The sequence below is a fragment of the Cryptosporangium sp. NPDC051539 genome (assembly GCF_044454545.1).
In the GTDB taxonomy this organism is placed as follows: Bacteria; Actinomycetota; Actinomycetes; order Mycobacteriales; family Cryptosporangiaceae; genus Cryptosporangium.
Genome location: NZ_JBITDV010000005.1, coordinates 280,451 through 303,427, shown reverse-complemented (window position 1 = coordinate 303,427; position 22,977 = coordinate 280,451). Strand labels below are relative to the sequence as shown.

Below are 22,977 nucleotides of genomic sequence, written 5' to 3'. Positions count from 1 at the left end.
GCCCATGCCTGTCTGGAAGCCGGACTTCGGCGAATACGACTACGTCTGGGACTTCATCTGTGGAGTCTCGGCCGGTAACCCGTGGCCGGAAGGCAATGAGGACGATCTGTGGGTCCTCGCCGACGAGTGGGGGCAGATCAGCAAGGCGTTGAACGACGCGCTGGGTGATGCCGGCCCGGTGGTCAACAACCTGCTGAACGCATGGGGCGGTGACTCCGGGTACGCGTTCCTCGGGTTGTGGGAGGCGCTCGGACAGTCGCCGGAGTCGGGGCTGGGCGCGGTCGCCGACATGGCGCAGTCGCTCGCCGGCATGAGCGACAACGCAGCGCTCGAGCTGCAGTACAACAAGCTGACGACGCTGATCACGGTGATCATCACGATCATCAGCGTCTTCATCGCGCTGGTGGCGGCGTTCTTCACCGCGGGCGGCTCGACGGCCGCGATCCAGCCGATCATGATGGGCGGCCGGCTTGCCGTCCAACAGGCGTTCAAGCAGCTGCTGAAGAACATCGCGCGGAAGATCGTCGAGAAGGAGCTCCGGAAGGAGCTGCTGAAGAAGCTCGCGAAAGAAGCCGCGGAAGAACTCGTCGAGGAGCTGATCGAAGAGGTCGTTCTGGTCGACGGTCTGGCGCAGGCCTATCAGATGATGACCGGCAAGCGAGACAGCTGGGATTTCCGGAAGACCGCGGCGTCGGCGATCGGCGCGACGGCCGGTGTGCCGATCGGGATGGGCGTCGCGCCCGCGATGCAGTGGGCGAAGAAGGGCGTCGGGCGGGCGATCACCGGGCGACTGTCGGACTCGGCGATCGACCGGATCAACCGCGGGATCACCCGGGTCAACTCGCCGTCCACGAACGTCGGTGGGCTGGGCAAGCACGTGCTGGCGACGCCGGGGCAGGCGGTGTCGGTCGGTCTGGTCAACAGCGTGACGTCGCCGACCGCGAGCTGGATCGGGAACGGCGTCGTCTACGGGAACTGGGACTACCCGGTCGACTCGATCGCGAGTTCGGCGCTGGCCGGTGCGAGCCGGGCGAACACGATCTCGCCCCCGCAGTTGGCGTCGGCGGCGATCACCGGCGGAGGTACGGGGTTCAAGGAGACGTTGCTCGGGTCGCATCCCGGTGGCGGGCCGGATCTGTCGTTGGCCGGTACCGACGGCGGAACGTTGACCGCGCCTTCGCCCGACAGCCTGGATTTCGGTGGCGGCGACAACGGCGGTTCGGACAACGGCGTCGTGGTGGGTGGGGGCGGCTCCGACGGCGGTGGCTCGGACGGCGGTGGCTCCGACGGCGGTGGCTCCGACGGTGGTGGCTCGGACGGGGGTGGCTCGGACGGGGGTTCTTCCGGGTCTTCGGGGTCTTCCGGGCCGAGTGGGCCGGGTGGGCCCGGTGGCGATTCCGTGCTGGCCGGTGGCGGGTCCGATCCGACCTCCGGTGGGAACACCGGAGGGGGCAACGACGGGAATCCGCCGTCCGGCGGAGGAACGATCTCGTCCGCGCTCGCGCCGCCGCCCACGAGCGACCCGACCGCGGCGCCGGCAGCGCCCGACCCGGGCCCGGCGACCGCACCCCCCGCGTTCGCGCCCGACCCGACGGCGTCGACGTTCACTCCGGACGGCACCGGCACCGGCACCCCGGCCCCCGTCTCCGTGGACACCGGCCCGCCGCCCGGCACGGACACGTCGACGCCGCTCGGCACGGAGCCTGGCCCGAGCGCGGCCTCGCCATCTCCGGCCGCGCCTGTGGTCGACACGAACCAGGGCGCGCCCGCCCAGGCCGGGCCGACGAACGCGCCGCCGTCCGAGGCCGGGCCGACGACTACGCCGCCGTCCCACGCGGGGCCGTCGCTGGACCAGTCGCGGGCGCCGGACCCGACCCAGAGTCCCAGTGCGCCGCAGTACGGAGTCCCGGTAGGTGGCGTGCCCGCCTACCAGCCCAACGCGGCCCCACTGGCCCCGAACCCCGCAGGAGCCCCGACCCCGAACCCGTCCGCGGCTCCCAACCCGACCGGGCCCCAGAATCCGACCGGGCCCCAGAATCCGACCGGGGGCCAGAACCCGAGCGGGGCGTCGAACGCCCAGCAGAACCCGGCGACGCCGACGTCGAACGCCCCCACGACGTCGACCCCGCAGAACCAGCAACCCACCGCCGGACGCCCGGACACCAAGCCGGCCGGCCCGACTCCTCAACCGGCGCCGGCACCCGGTCCGGCGACCCCCGCCGTCAACCCGTCCCCCGGCCAGACCCAGAACCCCACGCCGGTCCCGCTCGCCGTAGCGCCGCTGGCTCCAGCGTCGCCAGGATCGACCTCAGCAGATCCGAACGCCGACCGGCCGAACAACACCGCGCCGAGTGACGGTCAGGCCGCACCCGACCCCGGCTCACCGTCGACCGAGTCCAATCCCGACGCGAACCCGCAGCCGCGCGTGCCGTTCTCTTCCGCACCGGCGGTCGGCAACAGCGTCAGTTACAGCGCCCCGTCGCAGCAGGTCGACCCGAACGGCGATCCGGTCGCGCAGGCAGCGGCAGCGGTCCGCGACTTGGCCGAACAGGTGCGTTCGCAGGTCCGCGCCGATACGACGGCGAACGGCTGGAACAAGGCGCAGCGTGGTGAGTACCTGCCCGGTATGGCGGGCGCGTTGATCACCCCGGACGGGACGATCCACGTCCACACCAGCATGATCGGCGGCCAGCCGACCCCCCATCCGGCGATTCAAGCCAGGCTGGACGCGATCGCGACCGCTATCCGGGCCGACAGGGCGAACTACCCGAGCGGCGTTCCGAGAAGTCACGGCAAGTGTGCCGAGGTGGCCCTCCTCTCGAACTTTCTGTACGAGTTCGAGGCGAACTACGACGGGCCGCCGGAGGCGGCGCGTGAGGCCGCGCTCAAAGCGTTGCGTGGCAGTCAGCTGATCCCGGTCCAGATCCGATGGGGTCAGGGGACCGGCGTCTACGCGGACCCGTGCCCGGCGACCTGCAGCAAGCTCGTTCCGGATCTGGGCGTGACGCCAGTGGACCCGGGCCCGGCGCCGTCGACGGACAGATCCGACGGCAACGGTACGGCGACTCCCTCCGGGGACAGCGCGATCCCCCAGGCGCCGCCCGCACCCGAGACGCCTGCTGGTGGGCGGCCCTACGGGGAGCCGGGTGGGTTGGACCAGCCGGATCCTTCGGATCAGGCGGCCCTGGCCGACGCCGTGCCCACGGGCAGCGACGGACGCCCCGAGCGGTTCCCGCATCCGCTGGCCAAATGGCTCGGGCTGGTCAACGACGGCGGTCCGTCGGCGACACCGTCGCGGGCCAACAACTGCCTCGACACCGCGCTGAGCTTTCTGCGCACGTGGCGCGGTGATCCGCAGGTCTCGGCGCCGCGCACGCCCGATTCCGGCCCGGACGGAACCCCCTCGACGGCCGGGGAGTCGAACGGCCGGCAGCGCGCCGAGGAGACCCTCGGCGCGACGTTCCGGTACAACGGCGCCACCGCGACCGACGCGTTCAACCAGATCGCCGACCAGCTCCGCAACGCCGGTCACGGCGCCTCCGCGGCGATCATCACCAGCACCGACCCGTCGCAGGGCGGCGGCTCGCACGCCTGGAACGCGGTCAACCACAACGGCACGATCTACTGGGTCGACGCCCAGGTCGGCGAGGTCTCCACCGACCCGCTCTACGTCGGCACCACCGACGGCGTCTGGTCGGTCGCGCTCGACCCCGACGGCAACCCGCTCAACCCGTCCGCCGCCCAGCCCGCGGCCGCACCCGACTCCACGTCCCCAGACTCCACGTCCCCAGCATTGGCGTCTCCCGCATTGGACCCGGCAGCGCCGTCGGTCGCGCACTCGACCTTCACGCCCGACGGGCGGGGCGCGCACCTGCCCGACCTGGTGCCGGGAGAGCTGGTGGCGGCAGCCGAACGGCTGCGGGCCGAGGACTTCGGACCGGGCGTCGCGGGCATCCGGATCGACGGCACGTCGGTCACGGTCGAGCTGACCGACGGGTCACCGGTCGTGTTCGAAGCGCACGTCGGGAACGGGATGACCGACGTCTCCGGCACCGCGCTGCGCGCGGGCACCTCGGGCGACCCGCACCTGACTTCGGTCAACGCGCGCGTCGCGGGGGAGCACCTGACCCGCGCCTGGGTGCACGAGATCGCCTGGACCCTGCAGCAGCAGGGTCATCCGGTGGCCGAGGGGCGGCTGGCCGAGCGCCGTTACCTCATCCGGACGCTCGGCAGCGCCGACAGCATCGTGTCGTACCAGTTCCTCACGCAGGAGCTGAGCGACCTGAACAGCGACCTGCGCACACGGGGGGTCGATGTCGACCAGCTGCCCGAGCGGCCGTCGCAACCGGACGACCTGCCGTTCGTGTCGGACCACGACCGGGCGATGTCGGAGCCGTGGATCGACGAGACGGCCGCGGACACGGCTCCGGCGTGGGAACTGCAGGGCCGTCCGCCACTGATCGACGATCTCGTTCCGCGGTCGGCGGTGGACGCCGCCCGGCTGCAGGACGCGATCGCCGACGTCGTGCAGAACCGGCTGGTGGGGCCGTCGTACGCCGGTTTCACGGTTTCGCTGAGCCGGGTGATCGTCGGGCTGGATCACCTGACCGTGCACGTGAACGTGGCCGACGCTTCCGGCGGCCCGGCGGGGTACGTGCACTTCTCGGTCAGCCGGTACGGCGGGTCGCTGCACGCGAAGCTGGACGACATCCGGATGAGCACGCAGGGCCGCGGCTTCGCGACCGCCTTCAACGCGATGTTGAAGTCCTGGTACGTGGAGTCCGGGGTGTCGCGGATCGAGCTGCGCGCGACGAGGGTCGGGTCGTACGCGTGGGCGCGGGCCGGTTTCTACTGGGGCTCCCCGGCGGCGGCCAACCTGCTGCTGGACCGGCTGGCGTACCAGCGGAACGCCGTGAACGCGCAGATCGCGCTGGTGCGGGCGTGGTTCGACCGGCAGCCGGTGTCGGAGGAGCGGCTGAACGCGCTGGCGGCGGCGTACCCGGGAGTGCAGCCGGCGGACGTCCTGGCCGACCTGGAGAGTCAACGGGACGCGGCGAACGACCTGCTGCGGCGAGCCGCGATCTCGTCGTTCGGCCGGCGCGGGTTCCCGTCGCCGAACGACATCGCGATCGCTGGGCGGTCCGGGCTCGGGCAGGACTGGATCGGCCGTCGGACGATGATGGACGCGGACTGGCAGGCGGTGATGTGGCTCCCGGCGTCACCGCCCCCGAGCACCCCGGCCGGCGCGTCCCCCGCCGACGCCAACCCAGCCCCCGACCCCGCCGGCGCCCCCGCCCCGGAGGACGATTCCACTCCGGACGACGATCCCAACCCGGACGGGGATCCGCCCCTGGACGGCGATCCCACCCCGGACAGGGATCGGCCCGGCGCGCCCGACTCCCTCGGTGCGGATGTACCGCCGTCGCTCCGGGGCGGTGCGGGGATGATGCGGCCCGCGACCTCGGCCGAGCTGGCGACCGTCGGCGCCCGTGCGGCCACCTGGAGCGACTTCGGCTATCCCGGCGGTATCGACGACGTCCCGCGCGCCAACCGGGAGGAGCGGCTCCCGGAGAAGATCGCGCTGGCCCAGCCGTATGCCCGGATGGTCGACCCGCGCGACATCACGTTCACCCAACGGTCGATCAGTGAGAAGACCGGCAACGGAAAACTCACGGTCAACGAGCTGGCGGAGGTCCTGAGATCCCCCGACGGTGGCTGGCGCGGAGCGCCGATCCACGGGGTCCTCTGGGGAGACGGCTCGCTGACCAGCGTCGACAACCGGCGACTGACCGCCGCACGGCGGGCGGAACTGGCGGAGGTGCCGTTCGTACCGCACAGCCCGGACGAGCGTCTCGAAGACTGGCCGGACGACTGGGACCAGAAGCGTCGCGAGTTCGGCCGGTCGACGGTCGAAATCAGGGAACTCGCCGACGGAACCTGGGTGGCCGGCGGCGACCGAGGAACCGTCGTCTACCCGGTCGGGCACGTGCCGGAGACTTTCGGCGAGGCAGCGCTCTTCCGCGCCGCGGACGGTCGAGACCTTCTGCCCGCGAACCTCTTCGGTACGCATCAGACGCCGGTCACCCTCGGCCGCCCGCCGGCCAAGCCCACGAAACCGTCGATCACCGTGGAAGAGCGCGCGGAGATCGAGGCGTCGGTGCGCGCTGCGGCCTACTCGGCTCCGCTGATCGAGGCCGACCTGTCCCGGATCAGCGCTCGGGCCGACCGGCTCCGGGACGTTCCCGCGCAGCCCACGTGGACGACACGCAGCGTCGAAGCCGTCGCATTCGACTATCTCGACGAGGCCAGGTACTTCGGGCCCTCGGAATACGTCTCCGACCGCAGTGACGTGGTGACGTTCTCGCTCCAGCTGCCGAGCGGAGCCCACTATCGCGCCGCGCTGGCCGAAATCATCGACTCGCTCACCCGCGGTGGGTACACGGTCGTTGATGCCACGAGCACCTGGCAAGCGGGCAACTTCGGCCAAGGGCTGCGCGTATCGATGCGGTCGCCGCACGACGGGCGCCTGTTCGACCTGTCGTTCCCGACCGCCGAGTCGTCGCGCGCCGCCGATTCCGGGGCGCAACTCGATCGGATCCTCGCCGAGCCCCGGGAGGCTCCGGCCCGCAAGATGCACGCGATGCTGCGGCACCTCGGCTTGAGCAAGCATCTCGGCGTCAGCGCGGAGTCGCTCGGGTTGGACGATCCCCCGCCGGCTCTCGCCGCGGTGTGGTCGGAGCAAGACAACAGCCTCGCGCGGTGGGTGGCCCAATATCCGGACCTGTTCGAGCGTTACCGTGAGTGGTTGAGGAACGAGGGGCTCGAACTCGGCGATGTGGTGGCCGAGTTCGGACTGGATGATCGCGATCTGCCAATTCGACCGGCGGCCGCCGAGAGGTTGAGGCCTCATGACGCTGAGCTATTACGCGCTCTACAAGAGCAGCGCGGCCGACCCCGAGCCCTCGGGGATAGTCGTCCTGGAGGCGACGGCTCCGGACGCGCTTCTGTGGGATCACCGTCAGAAAGCCTGGGTGTACGACCCGGAGGCAGCGCATCGGATCCTGTTCAACCGGCGCAACTTCGACCGGGTACGGGAGATCAGCCGGGCCGAGGCGGTGGAGCTGACTCCGACGGTGACCCAAGGCGAGAGTCTGCCGGACGAGTCGACGGTCCGGTGGATCTTCCGCTGGAAGGGCGAGCCGCCGGAGTAGTCGCCGGGCCGGCGATGATGGAACCCGCCACGCCCGCGCGGCTGGCGTCGGTCGGGTCACGTCCGGCGACCTGGGCCGACCTCGGTTATCCCGGAGGCCTCGGCGAGGTCCCGCGCACCGACCAGCCTCGCCTGCCGGAGAAGATCGCGCAGGCGTTGCCGTTCACGCGGATGGTGGGCCCGCACGACATCACGTTCACCCAGCGCTCGATCAGCAGTCGGATCGGCGACGCCTCGCTGAGCATCAACGAGCTCGCGGACGTGCTCGCCGAAGACGGCTGGAAGGGCGGCCCCCTCCACGGGGTCCTCTGGGGAGACGGCTCGCTGACCAGCGTCGACAACCGGCGACTGACCGCCGCACGGCGGGCGGGCGTCGACGCGGTGCCGTTCGTACCGCACAGCCCGGACGAACCACTCTCGGCCTGGCCCGACGAGTGGTCGAGGAGCCGTCGCGCGAGCGTGGCGCTGAAGGTGGAGATCCGCGAACTCGCGGACGGAACCTGGGTGGCAGGCGGAGACCGGGGCACGCTGGTCCATCCGGCCGGCCGGGTGCCGACGACGTGGGGGGAGGCCGCCCTCTTCCGCGCCGCCGACGGGCGCGACCTGATCCCCAGCCGGCTCTTCGGCTCGGCCCGGCCGCCGGTGACGCTCGCGCGCCCGGTCCGTCCGGCCGCCCCCACGGTTTCGCCGCACGATCTGACGGTCTTGTCGACCGAGCACGCGGGCACGACCGCGCCCGAGGGCCGGCTCGCCTCGGACCTGACTCGGGCCGCTGACGGCAGGCCGGTCACCAGCAAGGTCCGCGATCTGGACTCCGTCGTGCGCGACTACCAGGTCAGGTCCGACTACCTCGGCGTCGACGGCTACCTCGCCACGGTCTCCGACGTGCTCGCGTTCTCGGTCGAGCTCCCGGGCGGGACGGCCTACGTCCCCGCGGTGAACGCCCTGGTCGCGGCGCTCACCGCCCAGGGCTACGAGGTCGTCCGCGCGGTCAGCACGTGGGGACGCGGCAACGCCAGGCAAGGCCTGACCACCACCTGGCGATCCTCGGGCGCGAGCGACGGACGTCTGTTCACGCTGGAACTGCCCACCAGCAGGCAGGCCCGGCTCGCGCCGACGACGACGAAGTGGGACCGCGTCCTGGGCGAGCCCGGGACGTCGCCGGTGCTCGCGGTGCACGCCCTGCTGCAGTACCTCCGGGCGGGCAGCGCGGACAAGACTCCGACCGGCCTCGAAACACCCCCGGAGTCGCTGGCGGCCGTCTGGGAGAACCGCGACGACAGCCTGGCCGCGTGGGCGAACAAGTTCTGGGGTGTTTTCACGGACTACCGTGAATGGTTGACGAGCGAGAACTGGCAGTTCGACGATCTACTGGCGGAGTTCGGTCTCGGCGAGCGGGACTTCCCGATCAGCCCGGCGGCGCGGGAATCCCTGGAAGGGCGGGGCTCGGATGGCATTGACCTATTACGCGCTCTACAAGCGCGGCGCGGAGGACCCGACTCCGACCAGCATCGTGATCCTGGAGTCGACGACTCCCGACGCTCTCCTGTGGAACCGGCGCGAGAAGGCCTGGGTGTACGACCCGGAGGCGGCGCATCTGATCCTGTTCGACCAGGAAAACTGGGCCCAGTTCCAGGAGATCAGCCCGGAGCGGGCGCAAGAATTGACTCCGACGGTGACCCACGGGGAGGCCTTGCCGGACGAGGAGACGGTCCGGTGGCTCTTCCGGTGGAAGGGGGAACCTCCGGGGACGGACCTGGAGTAGACCGGATCGAGGCTTCGGCGGTCCCCGGGACGGTCTTCGACGGACGCCGTAGCTGGTTCTCCTGGCCCAGCGCGGTCGGGTGGCGGGTGGCCAGGGAGATGGGCCGGCTCGCCGCGGCGGCGGGTGTCGACACGATCGAGGCGCTCGGCCGGGACGTGGACGGTTCCCGCCGGTACCGCGTGCGTCGCAGCACCGGCAGCTTCGAGATCCGCGTCGACGTGGGCGACACCGGCTCGCCGGTCGCGGTCAGCGACATCGACCGGACCGCGCGGAGCGTGCGGGTCACGGTCTCGGACCGGGCCCCGCTGCGGACGGTCGGGCGGGCGCTGGCGCACGAGATCGCCGAGGCGGCGGCCGTGCTGGACGGCGTTCCGGCCGGTCCCGACCTGCTCACCCGCAACGGCCCGCTCGACCCCAACGGCCCGAGCGCTCACGACCGGGGTCGCCTCGCGGAGATCCGGTACCTGTTCGAGCGGCGTGCGTCCTCGAACCCGTTCTCGCGGTTCCGCGCCGATCGCGACCTGCGTCCGCTGCTCGACCACCTCGGGCTCCGGCCTCCGGGCTCCGCGCTCGACGGTGGCTCGCGTGGGTACGAGGCCCGTCTGCCCTGGGTTCCGGCGGACGTCCGGCAGGCGCTCGATCGCTGGTCGCCCGGCGTCCCGACCGATCACCTGTGGACCAACCGCCCCTGGGAGCAGGCCGGACGCCGCCCGAGCTGGGGCGAGCTGGTGCCTCGCAGCGACGACGAGGCTCTTCTCGCCGGCCACGACATCCGCCGCCTGATCGGCGAGACGCTCCGCGTCCAGATCGAGGTACGAACGCACGAAGACCGCGTCAGCGTCACCGCGCACCTGCCCGGCGACGGCGGAAGCGTGCGCACGAGCGTCGACCGGCGCCCGGACGGGAGCCTGTACGCCCGCCACTTCCGGGTGCGGACCACCGACCCGCACGCCACCGCGCAGTACCTGGTCGAGCTCGACACCTGGCTGCGGGAGTCGGGGGTCGGCGAACTCCAGGGCCCGGACAAGGTCAGCGGCGACGCCGGTCTGGCGTTCGCCGAGGCCGGTTACGGCTGGCAGCCACCGAACGGCTGGTACCCCGGCTCCGGCGACGCGGCCGCCGCGCGCACCGTGATGACGCGGCTCAGCGAGGAACTCCGGCTGCTCAGCGCGGTCACCGCCGATCTGTGGCTCGGGCTGGCCGGCGACGAGAACGTCGACCTCGACGCGATCCTGAGCGAGTACGGCCACACCGATCCCGAGCGGCTCTACGACGAGCTGCTCCGGCAGCGGGCCGAGATCGACGACGCGATCCGCCCCGCGCTGCTCGAACCGGGCGACCCCGGGTACCCGACCCCCGCCGACGTCCTGCGGCTGAGCCCGGGCACGCGGGTGCTCAGCGACGTCACCTGGAACCCCGAGCAGCGGTTCGACGCCGGTCAGCGGCCGACGCCGGTCGCCCGGATCCGGCAGACGCTGATCGACATCGCCGGCCTCGCCCAGGGCGGCCTCACCGCCTACGACGAGTACGCCGACCTCGGCTGGGGTCCGGCCGGCCCGAACCTCGACCGTCTGCGGAGCGACCTCGACGGGCGCCCCGGCGCGTTCGACGCGCTGGTCAGCCAGTTGCGCGACCACGCGGCCGCCGCCGGTATCCCGTTCGAGCACCAGCTCGAGCGGGCGATCGTCCACCGCGACGAGTCCGGCGACTCCCCGATGCCCACCGCGCCGCAGGTCTTCCCGGCCATCGACCAGCTGCGCACGATCGCCGCCGAGCTCCGCACCGCGCTCGACGAACACGACGTGCCCGGCGTCGACCGTCTGCGGCAACGCCTCACCGACGTCGAGCAGGCGCTCCGGCGGGCGCGGACCGACGCCGACGCGGCGACCCCCCTCCTCCTGGCGCTGCACGCGATCACGCTGAACCGGCTCGACGCGACCGTCGAACTGCTCCGCTCGCACGACTGGGTCCTCGAAACCGACCGGCGGATCGGCACGTTCACCGCCGACGTCGACGCGATCGTCGACGGTCGGCGCGTACTCGACGTCAGCATCGGTTACTCGCCCTCCGCACCGGACGGCCCGAACGCCCGCCGCCTGCTCGAACGTGCGCGAACCGACCTGGCCGAGGTCCAGGACGAGACCCTCCGCTACGTCTTCCCGCTCGGCGTCCACCCGACGGTCGCGGCCCAGCTCGAGCAGCTCGGCGTCACGGTCGTCGGCGACCGTACGTCCGGTGCCGCGGCGGCCGTCCCGAATTCGGGTTTCGGAGCCCACCGCTGGCGGATCCCGCGCCCCGGAGCGGTCCGGCGCGCGGCCGTGCGCTGGCTGGCCGACCACACGACGCCGGCCGGCGTCGGCACCTACCGCTCCGGCAACCTCACGGTCTCGGTCCAGGTCGGGCCCACGACGAACGGTGACGTGGCGACGGTCAGCTACGCACGCAACCCCGACGGATCGATCCGCCAGGCCGTCGTCACGGTCTCGGACCGTGCGCCGATCCGCGCCGTCGGCCGCGCGCTCGCGCACGAACTGGCCGAGGCCACGGCGGTGCTCAACGGTGCGCCCGCCCCCGGCCCGGACGCACCCGTCTACACGGTCGACGCCGGCGGGAACCACACGCTCACCGCACACGGCCGCGGCCGCCAGGCCGAGCTGCTCGAGTTGTACGCACAGCTCTCCTCCGGTGGCCGGTACGCCCGGTGGCGCGCGGCCCGCGACCTCGATCCCTTACTGACCCACCTGGGCCTCGACGGCGGTCCCGACCTCGACCGCCGTCTGGCGGCCTTCGCCCCCGACGTCGCCGACGTGGTGCGCGGCTGGACCGCGACGCCGGCTGACGTCCGCCGGCACGTGCTCGACAGCCGCGCCGCGGCCGCCGAACGCGCCCGCCGCGAGCACGAGCTGGCCGACCTCGCGGCCGAACAGGCTCGGCTCGCGGACTGGTCCCGTACGTTGAACGACCTCCAAGCCCAGGCGGACGCCGGGCAGCAGCCGGATCGCGGCGTACCGGATTCGCCCAGCCCGGCGCCGGCGACGCACGAGCGGGCCACGTTCACGGTCGACGGGCCGAGCGGTCGGCGGCTGCTGCCGACCCCCCGACGGGTCGTCACGACTGCGCGCGAGACCCTGCGGACGCTCGGCAACGCGACCGAACTGCCCGACGGGCGGGTCCGGCTGGGCTCGCTCACCGTCGAGGTGCGCGCGGTGCCGAGGGCAGACGACGTCGCCCGCTCGGTCGTCACCGGCACCGGCCGCGTGACGCTCGAACTCTCCGACCGGCTGACCCCGGGCGAAGTCGACCGGGCGGTGCGGATCGCGCTCGACCAGGCCACCGCGTACCGGGCCGGGGTCCCCTCCGGCGCCGATCAGCTGGGAGCGGGCACGACGCCGGTCCGCTCGCGGTTCACGCCCCGCGACCACGCCCGGATCGCCGACCTGACCCGGTTGCTCGACCAGCTCGACGGCACCCGGTTCTGGAGCCGTCCGGGCATCCTGCGGGAGTTCCGGGCCGCGCTGCGGGTGGCCGGGCTCGACACGCCCGCCTCGCGGGCGGCACTCGACCCGCGGCTCGCCGGTCGGATCGCGGCGCTCGATCCGCTGCCGCCGCTGCGGAACCGGTTCGACGCGCTCGCCACCTGGACCGCGTCCGCGGTGCCGGTACCGACCGCCGGTACGGCCACGGCGGCCACCGTGGCCGCGCGCAACGCCCGCGAGCGATCCGTCGCCGAGGCCAGGGCCCGTGCGTTGGCCGCGCGCGTGGGCCCGGCGCCGGCGGTCTCGGGTACGGCGCTCTCCGACGGCCGTCGCCCGGGGCCGGCGCCCCGGGCGGTGAAGGACGCGATCCTCACGGCGCCGGACGAACTGGCTCGTGCGCTCCGCTCGGACGTCCGCGTCGACCAGGGCACGCTGGTGCTCTCGGTGCCGACCGCCCGGGGCGTCACCGACGTGCGGGTCACCCTGCAGCCGACGGTCGGGTCGGTCGCCGCCGAGTGGTACGAGACCGGTCGGGGCTCGGCCGAACTCCTGGTCGACGACCAGGCCAACGATCTGACCGCGGTGGTGGCGGCGGCCGGCGCGCTGGCCGAGATGGCCGCGCGGGTCGCCGGTACCCAGGACGGCCCGCGCCAGCTCCGGCCCGGCCCGTTCCAGCCGCCGGCGATCGGTCTCGTGCCGGGTGACCAGCGGGCGCTGGCCGAGCTGCAGTTCGCGCTCGGCCGCGCGGCCTCACCCGGTCCCGACCGGGCCGCCGCGGCCGCGCTGGCCACCGCGCTCGCGGCCGAGCTCGGGATGTCCGGCACGGACGGTCCGGCGATCGCCCGGCGCGGCCTGCTCGACTCGGCCGGCGAACAGCTGCTGGCCACGCTGGAGGGCGAACCGCCCTCGGTCGTCCGGGCCCGCCAGGTCACCGAACTGCTCACCCGGTCGCTGGGGTCGGTCTCGCGCAACGCGACGCACGGCGGCCTGACGCTGCGAGCCAACCGGAACACCGCCGACCTGCGCATCGACATCGGCCCGCTCGAGCTGCGCGGCGACCCGGCCACCGGCTTCGAGCTGCGGGTGCCGGTCGACCTCGACGAGGCCGCGCTCGCGCGCCTGCTGGGCCCGGAACTCGGCGCGCTGGCCGGCCGGCCCACCGGCCCCGGAATCACCGGCGGCCCGGCGTCGGCCACCGCACCGGCAGCGACCACCGCGGACGTCACGGTCGCCGCCGAGCTGCGGGTGCTCGCCGAGCAACTGGCCCGCGGAGGACCGGCGGCGACCGCGGCGACCCGCCGCCTGCTGGCCGGAGCGAAGCTGCGGCCGGGCGATGCCGGGGGCACGATCCGCTACCGGGCGCTCCGCGACGCGGGGCTCATCCCGCCCGCGGTGCACGACCAAGTGGACGTGCTCCGCACGCTGGACCCGACGCACGAGCAGCTGGTCCGGATCGGTGGCCGGGCGGCCGAACTCGCCGCCGACGTGCCCGTGGTGGTCGACGGGCCGCTGCTGATGCTGGACGCGCTGCCTGGCGGGCCGCTGTGGATCGAGCTGGTCACCGACGACCAGCCGCTGACCACCCCGGGCATCGTCTCGATCGACGTCCGGATGCACGACCGCACCTCGCTGGCGCGCGCGGTCGCGGCCGCCGTCACGGCGCGGCGGCAGAACACCGGCCCGAACGTCTACACGGAGGGGGAGAGCCGCTCCTCGGTGCGCACCGACCGCACCACGGCCGACCGGGCAAAGGAAGCCGAGCTCTCGGCTCTGCTCGAGCGCCCGGCCGGCCCGAGCAGGTCCGCCGCCCGCACCTCCGGCCGGTCCGCCGCCCGCGCCTCCGGCCGGTCCGCCGCCCGCGCCTCCGGCCGGTCCGCCGCCCGCGCCTCCGGCCGGTCCGCCGCCCGCGCCTCCGGCCGGTCGGCCGACCGGGCCCTCGACGGCAATCGATCGGATCGAAAAGTCGCCGAGCAGCGGATCGACGAACTGATCCGCTCGATGGGGCTGCGCCACGACACGCTCGGCTCACCCGAGCGCCGGGCACTCCTCGACGCCCCGCTGCGCGCGGCGCTCGACCGCCGGGAGGGCGCCACCGGCGCCTGGGTGGCCGGGCTGCGCGCACGCCTGCGGTCCGAACTCGGTCGTGACCGGTCGCTCGACGTGCAGGCGGATCCCGCCGACCCGAACCGGCTGACCGTCCGGCGCGGCAACGAACAGCTCAGCCTCTCGATCTACCGGACGTCGTTCCCCGACGACACGCTCGCGGAGCTGCCGAACGCCCCGGGCTCGGCGCACCGCCTGTTCGTGGCCGGGAACGGGGACGCCGCCAAGCGGGAGCAGGCCGCGATCCAGCTGGTCACGGAGTGGGCGCGGTTCGCAACCGTCGACTCGGTGACCGGTATCGCCGGTCCGGTCCGCCGCCGCCTGCCGCTCGACGCGACGAAGTGGAGCGCAGCGCACCACGCCGCGATCGCCTCGGTGCGGCTGCTCGCGGAGCAGTACCGGGCGGCGCCGCGGCGCCGCCGGCCGGCCGCGAAGGTGCGGCTGGAGATCGGGGCGGCCGAGGTCGGCGTGCATTCGAGGGTGGCCGGCAGCGCGGAACGGCTCCGGCTGCTCGTCGAGGCCGGTCTGCTCGACGCCGGACACGCGTCGGCGGTGCGCGCGGTCGGGCGTCCGCGCAAAGCGGTGCGGCGCGCGGTCACGCAGGTCGGCGACGAGCTGGTCCGGGCGCAGCGACGAGGGCTGATCACGGCGTTCACGCGCGACGGCGACCTGTTCCGGGTCACGGTGGGTCAGCGGACGTTCGCACTCGACGTCGTCGCCGGTGTGCTCGCGCTCGACCAGCACACCGATCTGTCGGTCGACATCGACGGCGCCGGAGCGAGCATCACGGTCAACCGGCGGCAGGTGCCGCTGCTGGCGCACAAGCGGACCCGGACCGATCAACTCGCGCGGTCGGCGGCCGGCGCGCTGGCCGCGATGCTCGCGCAGCAGCCCCCCGGAGGCGCGGCGCCGTACACGCAATGGAGTCCCAACACGGCGACGAACCGGTTCTTCGCCGGTGCCGTGCTGGACCCGGCGGCGGCCGGCGACCTGTCGGTGGAGGATCAGGCGCGGGTGGCGTCGCTGGGGGTGCTCGCGCACCAGTACGAGCAGGCCGTGCGAGAGGCGGGCAAGCCGAACCGGTTCACCCCGGCCGGACGCCGGGCCGCGCGCCTCGGAGCCCGGTTCGACGCGGAGATCCGGGCCCTCGGGCTGAACGCCGGTGAGATCGGCGTCGAGTACCGGCGCCACCAGTTGCTGGACGACGTCCGAGCCATCGTCGCGGAACGCGACGGCGGCCGCGGGAGCGCGAGCGAGTCGGGTGCCCTGGCCGACGCGATCGCCGCCCTACCGGCCGTGGCGACGACCCTCGGCGTGGGACGCATCCCGCGGGCCGGGAATCAGCTGACGATCGGCGGGCGCCAGTTCGACCTCGAGGCCCGGTCACTCCAGACCGGGCAGTTCGTGGAGGTGCGCGGGCACCGCCTCGTCGTGAACGCACGGGCCGGCCGGGCCGAGATCGAGCGGGCGCTGGCGAGCGCACTGGCCACCGAGCTGGCGCCCCGGGTGACCTCCGGTGAGGTGTTGCGGTCGGGCGCACCGGCGGGCAGCGTGGCGACGCCGGCCGACCGCGGGCGGATGGCCGAGCTGGCGATGCTGGACCGGCAGATCCGGCAGGAGCGCTCACCGTTCGACCGGGCCCGGCTGCGTCAGGAACTCGCGACGCTCACCCGCCGGTACGGCCTCGACCGGGACGCGCCGGGCGTCGCCGAGCGGCGGAAAGTGCTCGGGGCCGAGCACCCGGACGCACTGGCCGCGGTGGAGCGCACCGACCCGGTCGGCCGGGGGCGGACCGCGGATCAAACCGTGAACGCCGTCAGCGACGTGCTGACCGGCCTCGGGCCGGTCGACGGGGTGCGCGAGATCCGCCCGACCGGGACGCCGGGTGAGCTGCAGATCGTCCTGGACGGCGGCTCCCCGGTCACGGTCCGGGCCGAAGCCACCACCGCCGGCGCCGAGCTGGCCCGGGGACGCTACGACGGCGCGACCGGCACCGCCGTCCTCGATGTCTCGACGGGCGCGTTCGACCGGCTGGGGCGGCTGGACCCGCGGGCCGGGCGGCTGGCGGCACGCGCCGCGGTGGCCCGGGAAGTGGCCCGGATCGCCGCCACCCGCGCGCACGGCAATAGGCCGGTGCCCGATCCGGTACTGCGTCCCGGGGACGTGCGGAGCCGCGAGTTCGCTCCGGCCGACTGGGCGTCCACTGCCGAGCTCCGCTACCTCGCCGACCAGTACCGCACCGACGCGAGCCGCGCCGAGCGCCGTTGGATCCAGCGCCGGATCGACGTCCTGACGCAGGAACTCGGCCTGGTGGCGGGCAGCCCCGACGCCGACGTCCGGCGCGCGCTGCTCCCGGCGCCGGTCGGCAACCTGCTCTCCGAACTCGCCGGTGAAGTCCACCTCGACCCGCGTGAACGGCTCGCCGAGTCGGCCGTGGTCGAGGTCGCGGACGCGCTCGGTGTCCGGGCCGTCTCGGCCGGGCCCAACCGGTACGCGCTGCACCTCGGCGACGGGCGCCGGATCGACCTGCGGCTTTACGTCGACACGCTGCCCGACGGCGTCGTCGCCCGGCTCGAGGACGCCGACACCGGCGGCCCGGACGTGGCCGGGAGCTGGGAATTCGACATCTCCGAGAAGACCGCCCCGCATCGGATCCGGGCGGCGGTCGCGCACGAACTCACCCGGGCGCTGGCCCCGATCTTCGCCGCGGATCCCGCGATTTCCGGCGGACCGCCGCCGATCGCCGGGCACACCGTGACCGCGCCCGCGCTCCGCGAGGTGCTCACCCACGGGACGCTCGCGGACGCCGACGCGCTGGTCCGGCGCGACTCCGCGCTGCCGACGCAGACCCCGGAGCTGTCGGCCGTCGACCGGGCCTCGCTCTCCGAACTCTTCGTTCTCGACCGGATGATCGCCGACGGATCCCACGCGCGCTGGGCCCGGCGCCGGTCGGAGGAGCTGATCACCCACCTGGGGCTCGGGTACGGCCGGCCGGGAGCCGCGCTGCGCTGGCAGGCGCTCCCGCCGGGCGTCCGGGATCTGATCGCCGGGCACGACCCGAACCGGGTCGGGCGCTCGCCGGCCCAGGCCCGCCGGGCGATCGAGAGGGCGTTGCGGAGCGCGGTCGACGCCTGGAACGGGCCGGACGGCCGGGACGTCAGCCTGGAGCGGCCGAAGAGCGGCGGTTACGCGCTGCGGCTGCGCGACGGGCGCTCGCTGCCGCTCGACGTCACTACGCGCCCGGGCCGGGCCGTCGCCGACCTCACGATCACCGGCGGCCGGGCCACGCTCGGCTTCGCGCCGGACGCGGCCTCAGGCGTGCTCGGGCTCGAGGTCGCCGCCCGCGTCGCGGAGTGGCTCGCCACCACCCAGCCCGGCACCGCGACGATGGACCCGGTCGCGGTCTCCCGGTTCCGGCTGCTCGCCGACCGCGCCGGGCTGTCGGACGCTTCGCTCGGCCGTACCCAGCCCGACCTCGAGGTCGAGCTGCGCCTGCTCGCCGAGCAACTCGGCCTGGCCGCTGACCTGCCCGGCGCCGTCGACCAGCGGCGGAACGCTCCTCCCGACGTCAGCGATCTGCTCGACCGGCTCGACGATCGGCGGACGCGCTCCGAGCGGTCGACGCTGCGTGCCGTCGACCGGCTCCTCGGTGCCCGGGAGTTCGCGGCCGACCTCGACGTCGAATCCGTGACGGGCCAGGGCCCGACGTTCCGGGTGGCGCCGTCCGGAGTGGAGTTCCGGGTCTCGGTCGAGGACCTCCCGTCCGGCCTCACCAGCCGGTTCGAGCCGGATCGCCTGGTGGTCGCCCGCGACGCGTCGCCGCTGGACATCGAGGCGCACCTGGCGAAGTTCGTCGCCGAACGCGTCGCCCAGCACGACGGCGACCCGGACGCGAACGTGCTCGGCGAACGGGCGATGCTCCGCGTCGTCGCCCGGCAGTCGGTGCTGGGCGGGAAGGTCCGCCCGAGGTCGCTGGTCGAGACGCTGCTCGCGCGGCGGGCCGTGCGTCGGTTCCCGCCGTCGCCGCGGCTGGCGTCGGCGGCGGCGCGGCTCGGGATCCTGCCCGGTCAGCGCGAAGCGATCGGCCGGTCCGGGGCCCTCGGCGCGATCGCGCTCGACGGTGCGAGCCCGGCGGCGGCCCGGGTCGCGATCGGACTCGGACGGCTCGACGACAGCTGGGACTCCGCCGCGCGCTACCGGTTCGGCGCCGGGCGTCCGACCGGGGTGCCGTCACCCGGCACCTACATCCGGAAGGCGTATCTCTCGTCCGGCGTCGGATCACTGGTGACCGCGCTCGCGGTCGGCGTGCACTTCCATCCCAAGCCGCCGGTGTCGACCGGCTCGGTGGTCGGCGCGCTGCTCGGGCTGGGCTCGGTGTTGCCGACGGCCGCGGGCCTCGGCGAGTACCACACCCGTCGGCTGGGGCAGCGCCGCTCCGACCGGAACGCGGCCCGGAAGCGGGCGGCTGCCGACACCCGCCGAGCCACCCGGTCGGCCGCCGAACTCCGGCTGGAACAGCGTCTGCTCGGGGTGTCGTTCCATCTCGGCGTGCTCGGTATCACCGCGGCACCCGCCCCCGGCCCGGTGTCCGGCAGCGGCAGCGGCCTCGACCCGCGGGCGGTGCCGACCCCCGACCGGCGTCCCAGATCCGCGGTGCCGGCGGCGCCGGCGTATCTGCTCAAGACCGCGCCCGGTCCGACGAGCTCGGCGGCGAGCTGGGTGATCGGTGCGTTCGTGACCGGCAACCACGACCTGGCCGGTGCGTCGGTCTTCGCCGCTCCGACCGCCGGATTGACCGCGATGGCCGGTGAGACCGGGAAGTACACCGACCAGGAAAACGAGGTCGACGCCGACGCCGACCGTCAGTTCGACCGCGACCGCGGTCACCGCGACCGCGACGAGTCGGTCGCGGCGTCCTCCCGCGACCGCCTGCTGCGGTCCGGCGAAGCGATCGACTCGCAGGTCGATCAACTGGTGACCCGGTCCGGTCTGCGGCCGGTCGACACCGATCCGGACGCCCGGCCGCAGCGGCCGACCTCGCGGGCGACGCAGGTCGGGGTGCGGGAGGTGTCGCGGCCGTGGCTGGCCACGTACTTCCCGTCCTGGCCGCAGTACTACCTGAAGGCCGCGACGTCGCCGTCCGGGCTCGGGCTGTTCATCACCGGCGTGGTCGGCGCGTTCAAGACGCATCCGGTGGCGGTGGCGGTCGGGCTCGGCGGGTCGCTGCTGGCGCCGCTCGCCCACAGCGCGGGCGAGTCCCACCTGCACTACGGCGGCGACGCGTTCAAGGACGAGCGGGAGCGCGCTGAGGCCGACCTGGAGCTTGGGCGAGCCGCCCGCCGGGCCGCCGAGTACGACCAGCTGATCGATCAGCTCAGCCAGGTCGCGCGGAACCTCGAGGCGTTGCGCGCGCAGCAGGGTCTGTCGGTGGCGCCGATACCGGCGCCACCGGTGCTGCCCGCTCCCTCCCCACAGGCCCGGCCGACGACGCCGGGCTCCCCGGCACGGCAGCTGGCCGGCGACGTCCGGGACGCCGCGAAAGACGTGGTCTCGGTGCTGCGGGGCAAGAAGGACGGGCGCGAGTTCCTGCACCGGACCGTGTGGGCCGACCTGGTCTACGCGGGGGCGTTCGGGACGGTGTGGGCCACCGCCGGTCTCGATACCGCGATGTACTTGGTGCCCGCGCTGTTCTCGCGCGGAGCGAACTGGCTCTACTCACCGGCGGACGCGCTCGCCGACCAGTCCGAGAAGTCGCGGGCGAGCGAGCGGGCGTCCGGGCACACCCAGCGGATGGCGGCGGAGGAGCAGTTCCAGCTCGTCCAGCGCCAGACGATCGAGAACCTGGTCACCTACATCGAGGCGGCGCTGGCCACGACCCCGCCGCCCGCGCCCAGGACCCCGCCCGCACCGGTGGTGACGCCTCCGTCGGGGATGTCCGCCGCTGCGCCGATCACCCAGCGTGATCGCGTGGTCGGAGCGACGGCGGCGGCCCACGGGGTGACCGATCCGGCCCGGATCCAGGAGATCGGCGCCGGCTACGACGTGGCTCTGCAGTGGACCGGTCCGTACGTCGTCGCGGTGGTCGATCACCTGCTGGCCCGGTTGCGCCAAGTCGTCGCGGCCGCACCGAGCAGCCGATTCCTGCTGCTCGGCGCCGACGACACCGTCCAGCGGGTCGCCGGGATACTCGATCCCGGCTTCGTCCGGACCCATCTGCACTCGGTGCCGACGCCCACCGATCCGGCCGGGTGGGCCGCGGTCGCGCAGACCGCCCGGACGCTCTCCGTACCCGGCGGCCCGGTCACGATCGTCGCCGACGACGGGGCCGGCGTCATCGCGCCCAACCTCGCGAACGCCGACCCGACGCTCCGGGTCGGACGGCTGCCGCTGCTCCCGAAAGCACCCGGCACCCGCCTGGTCGGTGCGATCTACGGCCTCGACACCGCCGCACCGGGCGTCCAGCCCCCGGTGCGGGCCGCGGCCGCCGAAGTGGCGGCGGCGATCGCCCGCAGCGCCGTCCAGGCCGGTGCCACGGCGGCCAGGGCGAGCATCTACGCGGTGGTCAGCGAACTCGACTACTACGCCAACGGCAACCCCACCCCGGATCCGATCCTGGAGTGGTGGCTGAGCCACCTGCCCTAGCGGCTGCGAGCGACGTCGAGATAGGCCGACTGGTTCGGGCTGATCAACCGGCTCAGCACCGAGAACAGCGGGCCGCCCGGCCCGCGCTCCCGCAGCCGCCGGTCGGCGTCGGCGAGCGTGCCGAACATCGGCCCCCACTGCCACAGCCCGACGAGCAGCGGATCGAACCCACCGCTCAGCGGAGCCGGGCGCAGCGGCGTTGCCAGCGCGTGGCTGACCTGCCCGATCTGGTAGTAGTCGCCGGGCTGGTACCCGAGCCCGTGATGGAGGCTCTGCAGCCGGTAACCGGTGGCGAAGTCCCGCCCGCCGGACGGGTCGGCAGGCACCAGCAACCCCCGCCGCAACAGCCCGTCGACCGCGGGCTCGGGCTTGCGCAGCCTCCGGTTCCCGGCCCGGTCGGCGACGAGCTGCAACTGCTCGATCAGCACCTGCCGATCGAACGGCGTGTCCTCGCCCACCACCGAGTGCGCGTGCGCGGTCTGCCAGCAGAAGTATTCGACCTCGTCGAGCTCGTGCACCCGCCGCCCCACCCGGACGTGGTAAGAGCGCAGCGCCCCGTCGAGCGCGTGGACCGGGCCGCCCGCTTGCCCGACCGGGTAGATCACTCGATCTCCAGCCTCCGACGACTGCGCTACCTCGACGAACTCCCCGTCGTCCCGGCGCGCGTCCAGTGCGAGCACCCCCGCGGCCAGCATCGGGTGCAGTGCGTCGACGACCAGGCCGAGCACCTCGTCGTACGAACCCTCGGGCAGCGCGTCGCAGGTCGAGGCCAGGTCGGCCTCGCCCGGTGCGGAGAACAGCGCGAGCCAGACCAGCGGATGGAGGCTGAGCACCGCGGCCCCGCCTACGCCGACCTGGAACCGGCGCACGTCCTGGTCCGGGTCGTTGCCCAGCCCGGTCCCGAGCGGTATCAGCCGGTACGTGGCCGCGAAGCGTTCGTCGACGGTGGCCAGCAGCCCCCGGGCGAGCAGCGCCTCGATCGTCGGCCCGACGTCGCGGAACCCGAACCCGTCGGCCAGCGACACCATCCGGTCCGCCGTCCACGGTCCGTGCCCGAGCAGCTCCGGGACGCCGTGGGCCAGCCACCAGACCCGGTACTCGTCTTCGGTGAGCTCGTGCCGTTCGGAGCCGACCCGCACCGCCGCGGGCACCAGTTCCGGCCACGGACGTTCGGCGTTGTAGACGTCGAGCAGATGGCCGATCGGCACGATCACGAGATGACGTCCAGGTAGGCGGCGCCGTGTGCGATCAACGTCTGTACGGCCCGCAGCCCGTCGTTGTCGTCGAGTGACAGCGCCTGCCAGGCCGACCACAGATCCGGCCAGCGGTGGCCCCACTCCCAGAGCTCGAACACCCGCGGTTCGGCCTTCAGCGCGATCAGCAGGCCCGGCACACCGATCACGTCGAGCGGCTCGCCGGGCCCGGTACCGAGCCCGACGAGCAGCGGCAGCAAGCGATGGTGCCGCACCGGCGACAGCGCGTCGGTGGCGTCCGCCGCGGCCTCGATCAGCAGACCGCGGGCCATCAGGTCGGTGAACGCGGCCTCCGCGTCGCCGACACCGGTTTCGGACGCGGCTTCCAGCAGGAGCTTCCGGCTCCACGGCCGGTCGCCGACCTCGCTCGGGACGCCGTGCGCGAGCAGCCAGACGTCGAGCTGATCCTGATCGGCGAGCCGGGCCGGGGTGCGGCCGACGCGGACGGAGTGGTGGGTCGGCGGACTCTCCGGTGCCGGATGCACCGGCCCCAGGTAGTGCCCGACCGGCAGCACAAAATCCATCTCG

3 protein-coding genes are annotated in these 22,977 nt (G+C 73.8%); 1 reads left to right on the top strand and 2 read right to left on the bottom strand.

Going from position 1 to position 22,977, the window contains the following annotated elements; translation table 11 throughout:
• Nucleotides 1-4: 4 nt before the first annotated feature.
• Nucleotides 5-21,196, top strand: coding sequence for a toxin glutamine deamidase domain-containing protein (locus tag ACIBZJ_RS17810; RefSeq protein ID WP_395930715.1), 21,192 nt, complete (start codon nucleotides 5-7; stop codon nucleotides 21,194-21,196).
• Here the strand turns inward: ACIBZJ_RS17810 and ACIBZJ_RS17805 are convergent.
• Together ACIBZJ_RS17805 and ACIBZJ_RS17800 are read right to left on the bottom strand one after the other, a co-directional pair.
• Complete coding sequence (locus ACIBZJ_RS17805) at nucleotides 21,193-22,410, bottom strand: hypothetical protein (protein ID WP_395930713.1); 1,218 nt, start codon at nucleotides 22,408-22,410, stop codon at nucleotides 21,193-21,195. The genes ACIBZJ_RS17810 and ACIBZJ_RS17805 overlap by 4 nt on opposite strands.
• A complete protein-coding gene (locus ACIBZJ_RS17800; protein ID WP_395930711.1) occupies nucleotides 22,407-22,973 on the bottom strand; it encodes a hypothetical protein in 567 nt (188 codons plus the stop codon). Before ACIBZJ_RS17800 ends, ACIBZJ_RS17805 begins: the two co-directional genes overlap by 4 nt.
• Nucleotides 22,974-22,977: the final 4 nt, after the last annotated feature.

Excerpts from the sequence above, each read along its gene's own strand:
- ACIBZJ_RS17810 (WP_395930715.1), top strand. The coding sequence starts at position 5 with ATGCCTGTCTGGAAGCCGGACTTCGGCGAATACGACTACGTCTGGGAC.
- ACIBZJ_RS17800 (WP_395930711.1), bottom strand. The coding sequence starts at position 22,973 with ATGGATTTTGTGCTGCCGGTCGGGCACTACCTGGGGCCGGTGCATCCG.